Origin of the sequence: Mesorhizobium zhangyense (assembly GCF_011045115.1) — a bacterium.
Taxonomy (GTDB): domain Bacteria; phylum Pseudomonadota; class Alphaproteobacteria; order Rhizobiales; family Rhizobiaceae; genus Mesorhizobium_M; species Mesorhizobium_M zhangyense.
In genome coordinates, this window is sequence record NZ_JAAKZG010000026.1 from 1 (window position 1) to 15,097 (window position 15,097).

The 15,097-nt window shown below is 61.2% G+C and carries 18 protein-coding genes; 9 read left to right on the forward strand and 9 right to left on the reverse strand.

Translation table 11 applies throughout. The features are described from left to right. From G6N74_RS29050 to G6N74_RS29065, 4 genes are all read right to left on the reverse strand, one after another. Window positions 1-413, reverse strand: a 413-nt coding sequence (locus tag G6N74_RS29050) for a DUF982 domain-containing protein (RefSeq protein ID WP_165121482.1), incomplete at its 3' end; no start/stop codon positions are given. A 478-nt stretch (window positions 414-891) separates the two neighbouring features. After that, window positions 892-1,116, reverse strand: coding sequence for a hypothetical protein (locus tag G6N74_RS29055; RefSeq protein ID WP_246246048.1), 225 nt, complete (start codon window positions 1,114-1,116; stop codon window positions 892-894). 73 nt (window positions 1,117-1,189) lie between these two features. Beyond that, window positions 1,190-2,821, reverse strand: coding sequence for a chaperonin GroEL (gene groL, locus G6N74_RS29060; RefSeq protein ID WP_165121484.1), 1,632 nt, complete (start codon window positions 2,819-2,821; stop codon window positions 1,190-1,192). A 59-nt stretch (window positions 2,822-2,880) separates the two neighbouring features. Continuing rightward, window positions 2,881-3,195, reverse strand: coding sequence for a co-chaperone GroES (locus G6N74_RS29065; protein ID WP_165121485.1), 315 nt, complete (start codon window positions 3,193-3,195; stop codon window positions 2,881-2,883). A gap of 332 nt (window positions 3,196-3,527) precedes the next feature. On the opposite strand from G6N74_RS29065, the gene G6N74_RS29070 reads away from it, so the two are divergent. Both G6N74_RS29070 and G6N74_RS29075 read left to right on the forward strand, forming a co-directional pair. Continuing rightward, on the forward strand, window positions 3,528-3,872 hold the full coding sequence (locus G6N74_RS29070) for a hypothetical protein (RefSeq protein ID WP_165121486.1): 345 nt from the start codon (window positions 3,528-3,530) through the stop codon (window positions 3,870-3,872). Window positions 3,873-3,894: 22 nt separating this feature from the next. Next, window positions 3,895-4,173: an usg protein gene (locus G6N74_RS29075; protein WP_165121487.1), complete on the forward strand. Its 279-nt coding sequence runs from the start codon at window positions 3,895-3,897 to the stop codon at window positions 4,171-4,173. On the opposite strand, the gene G6N74_RS29080 is transcribed toward G6N74_RS29075, so the two are convergent. Both G6N74_RS29080 and G6N74_RS29085 read right to left on the reverse strand, forming a co-directional pair. After that, window positions 4,157-4,480 carry a DUF982 domain-containing protein gene (locus G6N74_RS29080; RefSeq protein WP_165121488.1) on the reverse strand — a complete coding sequence of 108 codons (324 nt, stop codon included), beginning with the start codon at window positions 4,478-4,480 and terminating at the stop codon, window positions 4,157-4,159. The two genes, G6N74_RS29075 and G6N74_RS29080, sit on opposite strands and share 17 nt — an antisense overlap. A 140-nt stretch (window positions 4,481-4,620) precedes the next feature. Next, window positions 4,621-4,803 carry a hypothetical protein gene (locus G6N74_RS29085; protein ID WP_312857946.1) on the reverse strand — a complete coding sequence of 61 codons (183 nt, stop codon included), beginning with the start codon at window positions 4,801-4,803 and terminating at the stop codon, window positions 4,621-4,623. Between the two features lie 250 nt (window positions 4,804-5,053). On the opposite strand from G6N74_RS29085, the gene G6N74_RS29090 reads away from it, so the two are divergent. From G6N74_RS29090 to G6N74_RS29110, 5 genes are all read left to right on the forward strand, one after another. After that, entirely contained in the window at window positions 5,054-5,536 is a 483-nt protein-coding gene (locus tag G6N74_RS29090) for an Hsp20 family protein (RefSeq protein WP_165121489.1), read from the forward strand. Between the two features lie 79 nt (window positions 5,537-5,615). Further along, a complete protein-coding gene (locus G6N74_RS29095; protein ID WP_165121490.1) occupies window positions 5,616-6,122 on the forward strand; it encodes an Hsp20/alpha crystallin family protein in 507 nt (168 codons plus the stop codon). A gap of 435 nt (window positions 6,123-6,557) precedes the next feature. After that, window positions 6,558-7,358, forward strand: a complete 801-nt coding sequence (locus G6N74_RS29100; protein WP_165121491.1) for an ABC transporter substrate-binding protein — start codon at window positions 6,558-6,560, stop codon at window positions 7,356-7,358. A gap of 2 nt (window positions 7,359-7,360) precedes the next feature. Then, on the forward strand, window positions 7,361-8,734 hold the full coding sequence (locus tag G6N74_RS29105; RefSeq protein ID WP_165121492.1) for an LLM class flavin-dependent oxidoreductase: 1,374 nt from the start codon (window positions 7,361-7,363) through the stop codon (window positions 8,732-8,734). Then, window positions 8,731-9,165, forward strand: coding sequence for an OsmC family protein (locus G6N74_RS29110; protein WP_165121493.1), 435 nt, complete (start codon window positions 8,731-8,733; stop codon window positions 9,163-9,165). Before G6N74_RS29105 ends, G6N74_RS29110 begins: the two co-directional genes overlap by 4 nt. Window positions 9,166-9,349: 184 nt before the next feature. Here the strand turns inward: G6N74_RS29110 and G6N74_RS29115 are convergent, their stop codons facing one another. Beyond that, on the reverse strand, window positions 9,350-10,288 hold the full coding sequence (locus tag G6N74_RS29115) for a LysR family transcriptional regulator (protein ID WP_165121494.1): 939 nt from the start codon (window positions 10,286-10,288) through the stop codon (window positions 9,350-9,352). Between the two features lie 103 nt (window positions 10,289-10,391). Here G6N74_RS29115 and G6N74_RS29120 point away from each other — a divergent pair, with 103 nt between their 5' ends. Next, window positions 10,392-10,661, forward strand: a complete 270-nt coding sequence (locus tag G6N74_RS29120) for a hypothetical protein (RefSeq protein ID WP_165121495.1) — start codon at window positions 10,392-10,394, stop codon at window positions 10,659-10,661. 47 nt (window positions 10,662-10,708) lie between these two features. Then, entirely contained in the window at window positions 10,709-11,245 is a 537-nt protein-coding gene (locus G6N74_RS29125) for a YybH family protein (protein ID WP_165121496.1), read from the forward strand. Window positions 11,246-11,851: 606 nt separating this feature from the next. Here the strand turns inward: G6N74_RS29125 and G6N74_RS29130 are convergent. Both G6N74_RS29130 and G6N74_RS29135 read right to left on the reverse strand, forming a co-directional pair. Beyond that, entirely contained in the window at window positions 11,852-13,801 is a 1,950-nt protein-coding gene (locus tag G6N74_RS29130) for a MacB family efflux pump subunit (protein ID WP_165121497.1), read from the reverse strand. 8 nt (window positions 13,802-13,809) lie between these two features. Next, entirely contained in the window at window positions 13,810-15,003 is a 1,194-nt protein-coding gene (locus tag G6N74_RS29135) for an efflux RND transporter periplasmic adaptor subunit (RefSeq protein ID WP_165121498.1), read from the reverse strand. Window positions 15,004-15,097: the final 94 nt, after the last annotated feature.

Consider the following 15,097-nt stretch of genomic DNA (forward strand, 5'->3'; position numbering starts at 1 on the left):
GGGAAACGGACAAGTTCATCCACTGGTGGCCGAACATGGAGGTATTCTTCCGCGGTCTTTATCTCCAACGCCGGATTATATGATCCAGTATTGATGGGTTTTCGGACGGTCTGCCTGGCATTTACGCTGGAAACCGATCTGGTCGAAATTGCCGGCGTCAGCGAGTCCATGTGTGGAACGAGTATGTCGTTGCGGCGGGCAAAGGCGACAAAGATCGATCGCACGGTCTCCGGATCGATCTCGCCGGCAATGCCTGCCTTGCAGGCGCTAAGGGCGATGGCATGTGTGCCGTTGCGGCAGGCGATGGGCCAATCCTGCAGCAAGGCGTATGCTTCCATCACAGTCTCGATCCGGACGGGTAAGCCCATTCCGACAAGGACGATGACAGATTTCTCAAAGCGGGTGCTGTTCATGGTCCGAAGCTCCCTTTCGTTGTCTTGGCATCGGCATAGGGCGAGTGTCCACAGCGGCACTGAATCGGACAGTGCGGTGCGGGTAAGGAAACTGCGCCGCGATTCCGTCCAGTGCTGGATACTTGCCTGCACGTTTGGCGACCTCGACGTCGGGAAGTTTGATCGGCCTGGTATCCGATGTGACGTCCACTCGACCCAAGCTCGGCGGCGGCAATGCCTTGTGCGCCTTGACCAATGCCTCGAGCCACGCTGCGGCGGCAATGGGCGCACGCTCCCGTCCGTCAAGCCAGGCCATGCCCTCGTTTTCAGGGCGGCGTAGCTGTTCGGCGAGGTCTGTCGACTTCCACCTGAGAATCTTAAGACATTCACGCAATCGTCCCGGAATCATGTCGAACTTCCTTTACGGTTTGGTGGAGCTCGCGCGAGCCTCTACCATCCTCAAATGCAGAAGACCTCGCCCGGAGGCGAGGTCCGCGGTTCACGTTCCGCTGCTGGTCGATGGCCCGGCTGAGACCGACACGTGCTGCGCGGCAAGGAATATCAGCGTTGAAGCAACCGTGCGGCGGCTCCAGCCGACGGATTCGGCCATGTCGATCAGGCCGTCCAGCAGCGGTTTCAGTGCGCTCCTGCATTCTGTTTCGTGGGCCAGAAACTCATTCGCCGAATGTGTCGGAGACGGAACAGCCCCAACGCTCGTCGTCATATTCATGGCATCCTTCGAAGTCAGTCTGACATGAGCCCGCTCCCGATCGGGAGCGGGCAGCTTCATCGGGACCTCAGAAGTCCATTCCGCCAGCGCCCGGCATCGCGGGCACCGGCGCTTCCTTCTTCGGCTTCTCGGCCACCATCGCCTCGGTGGTGACGAGCAGACCGGCAACGGAGGCGGCATCTTGCAACGCGGTACGTACGACCTTGGCGGGGTCGATTACACCCTGTATGTAGAGATCATCGAATTCGTTGGTCTGGGCATTCCAGCCCCAGCCGAACTCGGTCTTCTCGCGCAGCTTGCCGACGATGATCGAGCCTTCCGCTCCGGCGTTCTCGGCAATCTGGCGTACCGGCGCCTCGATGGCGCGACGCACGATCTCGACGCCATATTTCTGGTCGGCATTATCGGTGACGACGGTATCGAGAGCCTTGGCCGCACGCAGCAGGGCAACACCGCCACCGGGCAGAACCCCTTCCTCAACCGCGGCGCGGGTGGCATGCAGCGCATCGTCGACGCGGTCCTTCTTCTCCTTGACCTCGACCTCGGTCGAGCCGCCGACACGGATCACCGCGACACCGCCGGCGAGCTTGGCCAGTCGTTCCTGCAGCTTCTCGCGGTCGTAGTCGGAAGTGGTCTCCTCGATTTGGGCCTTGATCTGCGCGACGCGGCCTTGGATTTCTTCCTTCTTGCCGGCACCGTCGACGACCGTGGTGTTCTCCTTCTCGATCACGACCTTCTTGGCGCGGCCCAGCATCTGCAGCGTCACGTTCTCAAGCTTGATGCCGAGATCCTCGGAGATCGCGCTGCCGCCGGTGAGGATGGCGATGTCCTCAAGCATGGCCTTGCGCCGGTCTCCGAAGCCCGGCGCCTTGACGGCGGCGACCTTCAGCCCACCGCGCAGCTTGTTGACGACCAGCGTGGCAAGCGCTTCGCCCTCGACGTCCTCGGCGATGATCAGCAGCGGCTTGCCCGACTGAACCACAGCTTCAAGAACCGGCAGCATCGCTTGCAGGTTGGAGAGCTTCTTCTCATGGATGAGCACATAAGGCTCTTCCAGTTCGACCCGCATCTTGTCCTGGTTGGTGATGAAGTAGGGGCTGAGATAGCCGCGGTCGAACTGCATACCTTCGACGACTTCCAGCTCGGTCTCGGCGGTCTTGGCTTCTTCGACGGTGATGACACCCTCGTTGCCGACCTTCTGCATGGCCTCGGCGAGGAAGCGGCCGATCTCCGCGTCGCCATTGGCCGAGATCGTGCCGACCTGGGCGATCTCGTCGTTCTTGGTCACCTTGCGGGCATTTGCCTTCAGTTCAGCGACCACGGCGTCCACCGCCTTGTCGATGCCGCGCTTCAGGTCCATCGGGTTCATGCCAGAAGCGACAGCCTTGGCACCCTCACGGACGATCGCCTGAGCTAGAACAGTCGCAGTCGTGGTGCCGTCACCGGCAAGATCGTTGGTCTTGGATGCGACCTCACGCACCATTTGCGCGCCCATGTTCTCGAACTTGTCCTCAAGCTCGACCTCTTTGGCGACTGTCACGCCATCCTTGGTGATGCGCGGTGCGCCGAACGACTTGTCGATGACGACGTTACGCCCCTTGGGGCCAAGCGTGACCTTCACCGCGTCGGCCAGGATATTGACGCCGCGCAGCATACGCTCGCGAGCCTCGGTGTTGAATTTGACTTCTTTGGCAGCCATTGGATCACTCCTTCAAATCTAGGCAGCTTTCGTTGACTGGTTGACCGTCTAAGACGCCTTCAGGCGGCCTTCTTCAGCGTGGCGCTCTGTTCGATCACGCCCATCACGTCGCTTTCCTTCATGATGATAAGGTCTTCACCGTTGAGTTTGATCTCGGTGCCGGACCATTTGCCGAACAGGATGCGGTCGCCGACCTTGACGTCGAGCGCGAGGAGCTTGCCGCTTTCTTCGCGGGCACCTGGACCGACAGCGATGACTTCGCCTTCGCTTGGTTTTTCCTTCGCGGTATCGGGGATGATGATGCCGCCGGCGGTCTTTTCGTCGGCCTCGATGCGGCGGACCAGGATACGGTCATGCAATGGACGGAACGTCATATCGTTCTCCTTCAGGACAAACAGATTGTGAGAGGTCCCTCCGCTCCGGACCGGCTGGTCCGGAGCGGGGCTCGCGCAACCCTTTCGGCATCGCGCGCACATCGAGGTAGTTTTGCGATTTTCCGGTTTCAAGAGGCGACGTAAAATTTTTTTTGGCACTCGCACCGCACGATTGCTAGCGCCATGAAAATGCAGACCTAATTCCCTTCCGGCACCGAAAATTCGCGCTTGAATTTTCGAAATCGTCGAACAAAATTATCTGAACCCTCGCACTGCCGGGAACACTGAACCGAAGCCTTTGCAAAGGAGACTTTTGAAGAAGGAAGACCAAGATGGACCGACAGAAGCTATCGCCGATCATTTCCTCTCTTGCTCCCGAAACATCCGACCTCGCGCTCGACCGCCTGCTTTCGCCGTCGCGCTTTTTCAAGCATCCCGACGAGGTGCTGGGCGACGACACGTTCGATCTTCAGGAAAAGCGCGCAATCCTCTCATCCTGGGCGTCAGACGCCTGCGCCGTGGAATCGATGCCGGCGCTGCGTCAGCCGCCCGGCTCATCGCAGCCGATTTCTTTCGACGAGATTATGGAGGCGCTGCGTCGGCTCGATCGCGATGCATCAGCGCGCCCGCCGGTATCAGGTGAGTCGTGCCACAGTTTCGACAGATTGGATGCCTGAAGGGTCGCGAAAGGAGCAACGCATGGTAACTACGGTCAGCAGGGAATTCCGCCTGCAGATGGAGGGGTACGGCCTGACCACCGCCGAGATCCACTATCATCTTCCCGATCATCCCAGCCTTCTGCAACTCTATGTCTGGCAGGAATATGATCTCGCGCCTGAGTTTCCCGAGTTGAGGGGCTTTCTGGACTATTGGAGGCAGGAGTTGGACGGCGCGCTGCATTCCGTGCGCGCCGCCCATCATCGCCTGATCAAGCCATCGGAGTGGCGCGCCGTCGATGGCGTCATTGCCATCCATTGACGATCATTTCGGGCCGCAGACCATTGATCACCAGCACCGAGCGAGGCTTGCGGTGAGCGCGCACCGCTGACGGGACCAGCCCGGCCCGCCTGGCTGCCCTGAGGAATGCCTTGTGCGCATCGTGCGCGCTCCGCCAGCCGTCCAACGCATCGCGACAGGCGCGCGCGGCAGCACGCCAGCTTCTCCCACGTGCCCAGTCGGGCCATTGCTGATCCAGGCATTCCAAGGCCTCGAAGCTGCTGGCGACATTGCGCAAAGCGGTGTGGAACTTGAGGGTAACAGGTTCAGGGAACTGAACATCGTTCATCACTTCCTCCGTTCTTAGAGTCTTTTACGAGCAAGCAATCGAATGGCACCTTCATCGGCGCACATCCGTTGATGGAGATGGCGACGGTCAGCGGAACGTCAAGGCTGCGGCCGCGCGCTATAATTTCGCATAGCGATCACCTAACCACACGAAATATTCCAATTGTCTTCCAGGCCGGCATCCAGCAGATCAATGAGATCCGCAATACGCGTTCCCGGCAGAGGCCGGCCTTCACCCATCAAGGCCTCATCCTCGTTGAGCCAAGCCCACGCCTCCCGCAATTCATCGGCGGAGGCGCCAGTCGCGACGATCTCCGCGACCATGGCCTCATCGACCGGGGCCGAGCACCGAAACCACCTCGTCGCGCGTCATCGTTATCACCCGTCATCGAATCTGTCTGAGGGTCTGTTGAACGCTGCGAATGGCATGCCGTTCCATGAACAAACAGCTCTTGACGCGCCAAACGACAATTCCCAAATCGATACCGTCGACGCCCCATGGGGTCGGCAAAGTCAGGGGGCACTGCTTCCTTGGCGCCTTTCGTATCTATGTTGCTCAATGGAGGATGTAGCTATGAGAACCGTATTTGACTTTTCTCCCCTCTACCGGTCGAGCATCGGCTTCGACCGCATCGTCGACCTGCTTGAGAATGCGAGCCGCGTGACGACCATCGACAACTGGCCGCCCTACGACATCGCCAAGACCGGCGAGGATGCCTACCGCATCGCCATGGCGGTCGCCGGCTTTTCCCAGGCCGAACTCTCGGTGACGCACGAGCCAAACATTCTCGTGGTCTCGGGCGAGAAGGCCAGCGAGGACAACGGCGACTACCTGCATCGCGGCATCGCCGGGCGACCTTTCCAGCGCCGTTTCGAACTGGCCGATCACGTGAAAGTCGTTGGGGCCAATCTCGCCAGCGGCTTGCTGACCATCGACCTCAAGCGTGAGATCCCCGAGGAGATGAAGCCACGCCGGATCGAAATCGGCAATGCCACGCAGGCGCCGCGGATCGAGGCTGCGAAGACCAGGATCGCGCCGGAAAAGCAGGTCGCCTGATTGGCAATGTTCGAAGTTCCGGCGGCGCCGGCTTTCTGCCAGACGCCGCTGGAAAGCACTTTCAAGAGGAGTGAAGACTATGAGCGTACGTGATCTTATCCCCTGGGGCCGGGACCGCAGCCAGCTTCCGAGCCTCTTCCGTGATGACGACCGGGATCCATTCCTGTCCCTGCATCGTGAAGTGAACCGTCTCTTTGATAACGCCTTCCGCGGCTTCGGCGAGGGATTGCCGTCGCTTGGTCGGTTCTCGTCAAACGGGGGCCCCTGGCCGAACGTAGAAATCTCCGATGGCGAAAAGGAGATCAAGCTGACCGCCGAGGTGCCTGGTCTGGAGGAAAGGGACATCGAGCTTCTGTTCGACGATGGCGTGCTGACGCTGAGGGGCGAAAAGCGCTCCGAGACCGAAGACAAGGATCGTCAGTTTTCCGAGCGGTTCTACGGTCGCTTCGAGCGCCGCATCCCACTCGGCTATGAGATCGACGAGGACAAGATCGACGCGCGTTTCCGGAACGGCGTGCTGACCGTGACCTTGCCGAAGACCGCCAGAGCACAGTCGCAGGCCAGGCGTATCGCCATCAAGAGCTGACGTATGGCAGCGCGGGAGATCGGCAAGTTTGGCCGCCTCCCGCTTGTCGAAACGGTGCCCGCGATGACTGGCGACTGGTGAGGTTGTGGAATTTCTCGCAGGACCCACGGGCGGTTGAGTTGCGACAGAATATTTCGACATCGATGTGCATGCATATGACGAGCCGGACTATGGCAATGATTGATTGCCGCTGTGGCGCGGCCACAGTTCTATTAGCGCCAGCGATGTCCGCTTCTGTCGGACGAGGTGCGCCGGCGGAATGATCGACATGACAGCGCAAACCCGCCTTTCTCTGGTCATTGCCGCCCCGTTCGTAGTGCGCACAGACTTCCCCCTACGACCACGCGCGAGTTTGCAAAAACTTATTGCGCTCGCAGATAGCGACCGCGGCATACGCAGTTCAACCGAAAAGTCAGTTCACCGGAATTTTCCAAAATGCATTCCAAAAATGGAACGCATTTCCTATCAAATGGTTGTTCTCTGCTTACTCTGAACGCTGTAGACGTCGGCATCCCGATCGTCCCCATCGCGGCGTTTCCGCTCCCGGTGAACACCGTCGACGGCGTCGTGCGCAAGGAAAGCGGCATTACCGATGCCGCAAGCCTGCGCGGCAAAAAGGTCGCTTACCAGCGGGGTACCACCGGGCACTTCAGCCTGCTCAAATATCTGGAAGCGGCCAACGTGGACTTCAGCGAGATTCAGGGTGTAAGCCTTTCAGGTGCAGACGGGTTCACAGCACTCTCCCAAGGAGAGGTGGACGCATGGTTTCATTGGCAACCTGCGGCGACGATAGGACTCGCAAGGCTGGCAGATCAGGTCATCAGGCTCGAGAACGTGCCAACCTACGACTACGCGTTCTATGTCGCGCGGGAAGGGTTCTACGAAGAACAACCGGAGATCGCCGTGAAGCTCGCAGTCGCGGTACGCGAGGTCCAGAAGCGCATCAATGACAATCCGGCAGGCACGGTCGCGCTCTGGGCTGCCAATGGCGGGTTCGAGGCCGGCAGCGTTGAGGCGAAGGCGTTCGAGCAGTTGTTGACGGAGAAGCGCGTCTCGGAATCGACGGCCGTCGATCTGCATCCAGCCGACAAGCGTGCTGCGGATGCCACGCAGGTACTTGCGACGAGCTTTTATAAGCACGGCGTGCTGCCGCGCGAAGTTGACCTGTCGGCATTTATCCTCAACCCGAAGTTCGATGCCGTGCGCGAGGCGGTGGCCGGTGCGCTGGCGGCCTGACCATGACTGCATCGGATCGTAACGAGCAGCTCCATTTGGGCGCATTCGTCATTGCCGGACCGGGTCGGCCGGGCGGCTGGCGATATCCCCAATCCGAAGACGGCTGGCTGGACATCGATTACTACCGTCGCATTGCCGAGGTGCTTGAACGCGGGCGGTTCGATCTGGCCTTCTTCGCAGACATCCTTGCGGTCCCGAACCGCTACGGGAATTCGCACGACAGCCAATTGCGCTACGGCGCGCTCGGATCCCTTCGGCTCGAACCCTTGCAGGTTCTCGCAGCCATGGCAGGGGCGACGAAGCACCTCGGCCTGGCGGCGACCAAATCGACCTCCTACTACGAGCCGTTCGATATCGCGCGCGGCATCGCGACGCTGGATCACCTAAGTGGCGGTCGGGCTGCCTGGAACATCGTGACATCGTTCCAGGACGCCGAGGCGCGCAACTTCTCGCGCGAAGAGCACATCCCGCGCGAGAAGCGTTACGATCGCGCCGATGAATTTCTGGAGGTGACACACAAGCTCTGGGACAGTTGGGCCGACGATGCGCTCGTCTCTGATCGCTCGACACCGCTCTTCGTGGACCCTGACAAGGTGACGCCCGTGCTTCACAAGGGCGAGTGGTTCAACGTCGACGGCCCGCTGAACGTACCCCGCCCTCCGCAGGGATATCCTGTCCTCATTCAGGCTGGCGCGTCAGATCGAGGTCGGGAGTTTGCCGCCCGCTGGTCGGACCTGATCTTCGTCACGCACTATTCAATGGAGAGTGCCGTCGCCTTCTCGAAGGAGATGAAGGAACGTGCGGCGCGTCATGGGCGCAATCCGAAGGACTTGAAGATCCTGCCCGGCATCACCCCCTTGGTCGGCGAGACGGACGCTATCGTCGCCGAGAAGCGGCGGGTCCTCGGAGACCTGATCGAGCCTGTCTCCGGTCTGACGACATTGTCTTACCACCTCGATGTCGACCTCTCCGTCTATCCGCTCGATGAACCACTTCCACATCTGAAAGTCCCTGGCGTGACCGGACATTACGACGAGATGCGCGAAGCCTCCGACAAAGGCGGACTTCCGCTCGCCGAGGTCGGACGCATGTATGCCAACCGCTACGAAGGTGATTTCCTGGGCACAGCGGAGCAAATCGCCGACAAGATGCAGGAATGGTTCGAAGCGGGCGCCTGCGACGGCTTCATGGTAGCCGCGCATTGGCAACCTGGAGCTTTCGACGAATTTGTCCGACTGGTCGTTCCCGAATTACAGCGGCGAAAACTCTTCCGCACCGATTACTCCGGCGGCACTCTGCGCGATCACCTCGGACTGACGCGTCCCGCCGTCGGTGACTGGCGACGCTTACAAGACGAGCAAAAGGATTCAGAATGACCCAGGAAGCTCTCGATCCGGATGTTGGTTCACGGGCAAGCGGCCGCACCGAAGAGACCTATGGACGCTTCATCCTGTCCTCCCGGCACAATCACTTCGTATCGGACGGCCGGGCATCGCAAGGCGCACCTGGTGAAGCGATCTTCGCCGGTGAACTGCTGCTGGCCTCGCTCGTCTCGTGCGGGCTGGGGTTGGTTCATGCAAGCGCGCGGGAACGGGGCGAGCCGAAGCCGGACGTCAAGCTGACGGCACAATTCCTGCGCGACATCAATGATCCGACGCGCTTCGCCTCGTTGACACTGACATACGAGTTCAGCGCCACCGCACGTGAACTGGCTGACATCTATGTCAATCATTTCACGTCGAAATGCCCGATCTACAACACTCTCAAGCGTGGAGGCCCCATCGAAGTCATCGTGCAGGCCGGCTGAGCCGACACTGAGCACCATTCTTGGGTTTGAGATTGCGCCTATAAATATTCTGGTCTCGGAGTGTCCCAAGGGGATAATGATCGCTTCCGGCAAGGACGATATTTGCTCGAATGTCCGTAGCGACAGCGCGTTCCGGTCCAGCAGCTTCAGGCGGATGGCGGACTTGTTCCCGACCGGCTGCGGCTTACTTTTGCCTACCCTCTGTGGGCTTTCCAAGCATGCTGAAGAGCCATGACAGTCCCGTATCCAGCATTGCAACCTTGGGCGCGACGGCGTGGAGCCGGAAGTCCGGAAGCGGAATTGGGGCATTGAGGCTCCGGACCCTGAAGCGCGCCGCATACATGGCGACGAACCGCTTCGGCAGAGCCGCGATGAGGTCGGTTTCGGCGATGATCGCCAGGGCGAACATGAAATTGGGGACGGTCAGCGCTATCCGCCGCGTCCGACCTTGCCTCGCAAGCTGCTCGTCGACGAATCCGTAAGGATCGCCGCTTTCCGAGACCACCACATGCTGCATCTCGCAGTATCGATCGAGGCTCGGATCATCCGCAAACGGATGTCCTGCCCGCATGGCGACGACGAAAGTCTCTTCATAGACAAGACGCTTCTCGAAGCGCAGCGGAACATCGTCGACGGGGACAATCGCGATGTCCATCGCGCGCGCCTCGAGGTCGGCGATTGCGGAGTGCCAGACGCGGGCCGGCGACGGCAGTATCTGGCATATGCCGATGTCAATCCGCGGCGCGATCCGTGCAAGCTCGGTGAGAAGCGGGTGCAGGACGACAGCCGAGACGCCGTCCGGCGCGCCAATCGTGAAGCGGCGCGCAGACGTCGCAGGATTGAAACGCTCGGCAGTGGATATGACGCTCCTTACCCGGGCGAGAATGTCGGCCACGGGCTCAGTGAGTTCGACAGCCCGCGCGGTCGGCACGACACCTTTCGGCGTCCTCAGGAACAGCGGGTCGTTGAGAAGTTGCCGCAGCCTGCCCAGGCCATGGCTGACGGCGGAAGGCGACAGGTTCAGCCGCGCGGCTGCGCGGCCGACATGACATTCCTCCAGCACGACCTGAAACAGGACCAAGAGGTTGAGGTCGGCGCGCGATAGATCGATTTCATTCAGCATATTGCTGAAATCATACCATTGGATTCATCAGGCACAAAATGCAATCCATGGAACGCGTGCGGCGAGCATTCCAACGAATGCGAAGCTTCCCTTGGAGACAGAAATGTCCGTGATGATGATTTCAGAGATCAGCGGTCAGCAGCCGCAAGGCTATGACGCCATGCTCGCCTTCGTGGGCGATGCGCTGCGGCAGGCGCCGGGCTTTGTCATGCACATGTCGCATCCGGTGGAAACCGGCTGGCGTGTCATGGAAATCTGGAACTCCCGCGAAGATGCGGCTCGGTTCTTTGCCGCCCATATCGCCCCGAACCTGCCGGAGGGCATACGACCGAAGCTGACGTTCCAGCCGCTGCACAGCCTTTTGCAGGCATGAACGAAACGCCAGCTCCGCCCTTTGAGATGACGACAGGAACAAGACCAATGCCAGCCTCACAACACTCACTCCTCGCCACAGCCGGCGCTGCGGGCATCACATCGCTTTCTACCAGCGCTCCGGCCGGGCCGCCCAAGGATCCCGCCGTCGACCATACGGTCGCCGAACTCGTTCGCCTGTCCGAGGAGGCGAACAACGCGCTGATGCAAGGCGACGTCGACCGATATCGCGCCCTGGTTCCGCTCAGTGACGACTTCACGCTGATGTCACCGTTTGGCGGCACGCCATCACGCAGCGCGCGGCTCACGGACGAGGAATGGGCAGCGATCGGGCGGTTCTTCCGGAACGGCATGCTGAAGCAGGAACTGGTCCAGGCCTATGGCTCGGCCGACATGGTCGTCCTGGTGGTCATGGAACACGCGCGGCATGTCGAGGTCGGCGGTCTGCCGGCGCAGGACTGGTCTTTGCGCGTCACCCTGGTTTATCGCCGCGAGGGCACTAAATGGCGGCTGACCCATCGCCACGCCGATTCCCTCGCCAGAGGCATCACCCTCGAACAGGCGGCTGCGCTCGCCCGAGGCTGAATGCCCGCGCATTGCATCAGGTTTCGTTCGCCTTTGCTTCGTGGTGGCAGCGACGACCCGACGCTCGATCTGGTCGTCCCCGAGCCCGGCATGCTTCAGCGCACGCTTTACGGGGCGGTCTTGTTCTGTCCCTTCTAGCAATGGGTCAACGAACTCATCGAGGTGCCTGAAGGATTAGTCGGCATGGTTGCCCGGCATCGCGGCACGGCCACCGAATATGCCCGCTTACCCCGCCCAGCCGGTGCGAACAGTACGTGGGGCAAAACCGGTGGCAGCGTTTCGGTGAGCGAGCATGGAAGTGTGTATAACCCGGCGGTTTGAGAACTGATTGATAGCGTGGGGATTCTCCTGCCGGGCCAAATCATGATTCGATTCTGTCATGACGAGACGGCTCCCCTCCCCCCGAGCATGCCGACACGCTGTCGCTGAATGCGTTGCGCAGTCTTGTGTCCGGTCCGTTGGAGCGGTCGCAGCAGGCGGAAGCCCGGCTCGCGAAGCTTGAGGCCGGCAACATCCAGCTGCGCTAGGAAACCGCCGCCCTTCGGCTCTCCTGCCTGCGTTGCACACGGCCATTGCACTTGCTACCGAGCAGACGCTGGCGGGCCTTCAGTCGCGCGCCAATGCTTCGATCGGTTCTAGGTTGGCCGCGTTGCGCGCGGGCAGGAAGCCGAACGCGACACCGATCAGGGTCGAACATGCGAAAGCGATGATGATCGATCCCGAGGAGAAGATCATTTTGAAGTCGGGGCTCAACAGGTTGAACAGAGCGCCGATGCCGAGAGCGAGCATGACCCCCATCAAACCGCCGACGAGACAAACCAGAACAGCCTCGATCAGGAATTGCGAGAGGATGTCGCTGCGTCGCGCGCCGACGGCCACACGGACGCCGATTTCCTTGGTTCGTTCGGTAACTGACACCAGCATGATATTCATGACGCCGATTCCGCCGACAATCAGCGAGATTACCGCGACTGACGAAATCAATAGCGTCAAGGTTTGCGTGGTGGTCTCGATGGTCTCGCGGATGGTCGCCGAGTTGGTGAGGAAGAAGTCCTTCGCGCCGTGGCGACGCTCGATAAGGCGGGAAACCGCAGCCTCGACATTGCCCGGGTCGACATCGTCGCTGATGCGGACGGTGATGCCATCGACGTTCGGGCGACCCAGCATGCGACCCATGACGGTCGTGTAAGGCGCATAGACTGTCAGGGTATCCGCCGCCGGTCCGAAGGAGTTCTCCGGTTTGGTCACCCCCACAACCCTCGCCGGCATTGTGCCCAGAAGGATCATCTGCCCCACGGGATCGACCCTGTCAGGGAACAGGTCGCGTGCGGCGTTCGCGTCGATCACCACATTCTGGCTGTAGCCGGTAACGTCCCGGGCGTTGAACAATTGTCCCTGCGCCAATTCAAGGCCCCTTGCGCGAAAGAAGTCGGCGCCGACCCCGGTGACCGCCGCATTGACGGCCACGGTGGCGCGCTTGACGGTCACACTGGTCGAGACGGTTGGCGTTACGCTGTCGATATAGGGCTGGCGCGCCAGCGCGTCGGCGTCGGCGGGCACCAGGGTCCGTATTCGCCCCGCTTCGAGATCGCCGAAGCCCTTTCCCGCCCGCACCTCGATCGTATTGGTGCCGAGCGAGCTGATACTGTTCAGGATCTGTTGCTGCGAGCCAGTTCCCAGGGCCGAGATAGCCGCCACCGAGGCGATACCGATGATGATGCCGAGCATGGTCAGAAGCGAGCGCATCTTGTGCGCCCAGATCGCAGCCCCCGCCATACGGAAGGCTTCGGTCATCCGATCGATTGCGCCGCGCCAGCCAGCGTCGGGTGCGTGCTCGCCGATGGGACGCGCCGTCGCGGCGGACTTGGAGATGTTGCGCACATCGGAAATGATGACGCCGTCGCTGATTTCCACAACGCGATCCGCGTGGTCGGCGATCTTCTTGTCATGCGTGACCAGGATGACGGTGTGGCCTTCGGCGTGAAGCTCACGCAGGATCGTCATGACCTCCGCGCCACTGTGCGTATCCAGCGCTCCGGTCGGTTCGTCGGCCAGAATGATCTCGCCGCCATTCATAAGGGCGCGGGCGATCGACACCCGCTGCTGTTGGCCGCCCGACAGTTTGCCGGGGATATTGCCCGTCCGCTCCGCCAGGCCCAGTCGGGTCAACAGAGAGATGGCTCGCTTGTGCCGGTCGGATCGACTGCGTCCGGCATAGATGGCCGGCACCTCGACATTGCCGGCGGCGCTGAGATCGCCAAGCAGATGATAGCGCTGGAAGATGAAGCCGAACCGCTGACGGCGTAACGCCGCCAGCTCGTCCACATCCATCTTCGACGTCTCGCACCCTTCGATCCAATAATTGCCTGTCGTCGGTCGATCGAGACATCCAAGGATGTTCATCAGGGTCGACTTGCCGGAGCCGGAGGCGCCGATGATGGCCATCATCTCACCGGCCTCGATATCGAGGTCGACATCCTTCAGTACCCGCACCATCTCGTCACCTGCGGGGAAAGCGCGGGATACCCCACGTACGCGGATCAGTGGCTCGGTCATGGCGCGCCCTACCGCTGGGACTCGGCGAGTTGAAACTGGCCGTCTGCACGTTCGTCTGTAGATGCTCCCAAGACGATGATATCGCCGGCCTGAAGACCGCTGAGAATCTGGATGTCCGCGCCGTTGTCGATGCCGACCTGCACGTCCCGCATCTGCACCTCGCCCTTCGTGTCGAGCACCCGGACACGCGCCGTATCGCCGGCCCGGAGCGCGCCTTCCACTGCGCTCAGCGGAACCAGCACAGCGCCGCTGACCCGACTGAGCACGATGGACACCTGCGCCGTCATAGAGGGGCGCAGGACCCCGTCCGCGTTGGCGACGTCGATCAACCCGGTGTAATAGATAGCGCCTTTGGTTGAGCCAATCCCGCTCGCGGTGGCGCTGCCCTCGTTGGCGATGGAGGCTGGGGCTGGTTCCACCTGGCGTAACTCCCCATCGAAACGGCGCTTCGGGTCGCCGAGAATGCTGAACCAGACCGGCATGCCCTTGCGTACACGCACGACGTCTGCCTCGGAGATATCCGCGCGTACCGTCATTGTGTTCAATTGCGCGATCATGACGATGGTCGGCGCGGTCTGCAGGGCATTCACGGTTTGACCTTCGTCGGTGACGATCGCTACCACGGTGCCGGCGATTGGGGCGGTGATGCGGGTATAGCCCAGCTCTATACCTGCGGACTCCAACGCGACCTGCGCCTGGCTGACCTGAGCGCCCAGCGCCCGGACCTCCGCCCGTGCAATGTCTAGTGTGGCGACAGCCGCGTCATACTGGGCGCGTGGCGCTGAGCCACCTGCCAACAGCTCACGCTGGCGCTCGTAATCCATCTCGGCTTTAACCAGACCGGCCATACGCGCGGCGTGAACGGCGCGGATGTTGGCAAGGGCAGCCTCGCGGTCCCGCAAGGTGTTGCGCCGGGTCTGGGAATCGATCTCGGCCACCAATTGGCCAGCCTCGACGACGTCACCGATCTCGACCGCCAGACGCTCAACGCGACCCGAGGCTTGGGCGCCGACGCGCACCAACTCGAGCGGTTCGAGAACCCCGGTCGCCAGCACGACCTCTTCAATGTCGCCAGTGCGCGCCGGTGCGGTGACCAGTTCAGGCTTCGCCGGTGGACGCAGAAACAGGAACCAGATGACCAGCAGACTGACAAGGGTCGCCGCCGCCAGGATCAGACGCTTGCGGGTAATGTGTCGTGTCATTAAGTCGTCGTCCGCGCTATTGAAAATCGCGGGCGTTGTCTCTCACGAAAATTGCCCCAAAATTACGGAGCGGTTTGCCTGACGGACCAACTCT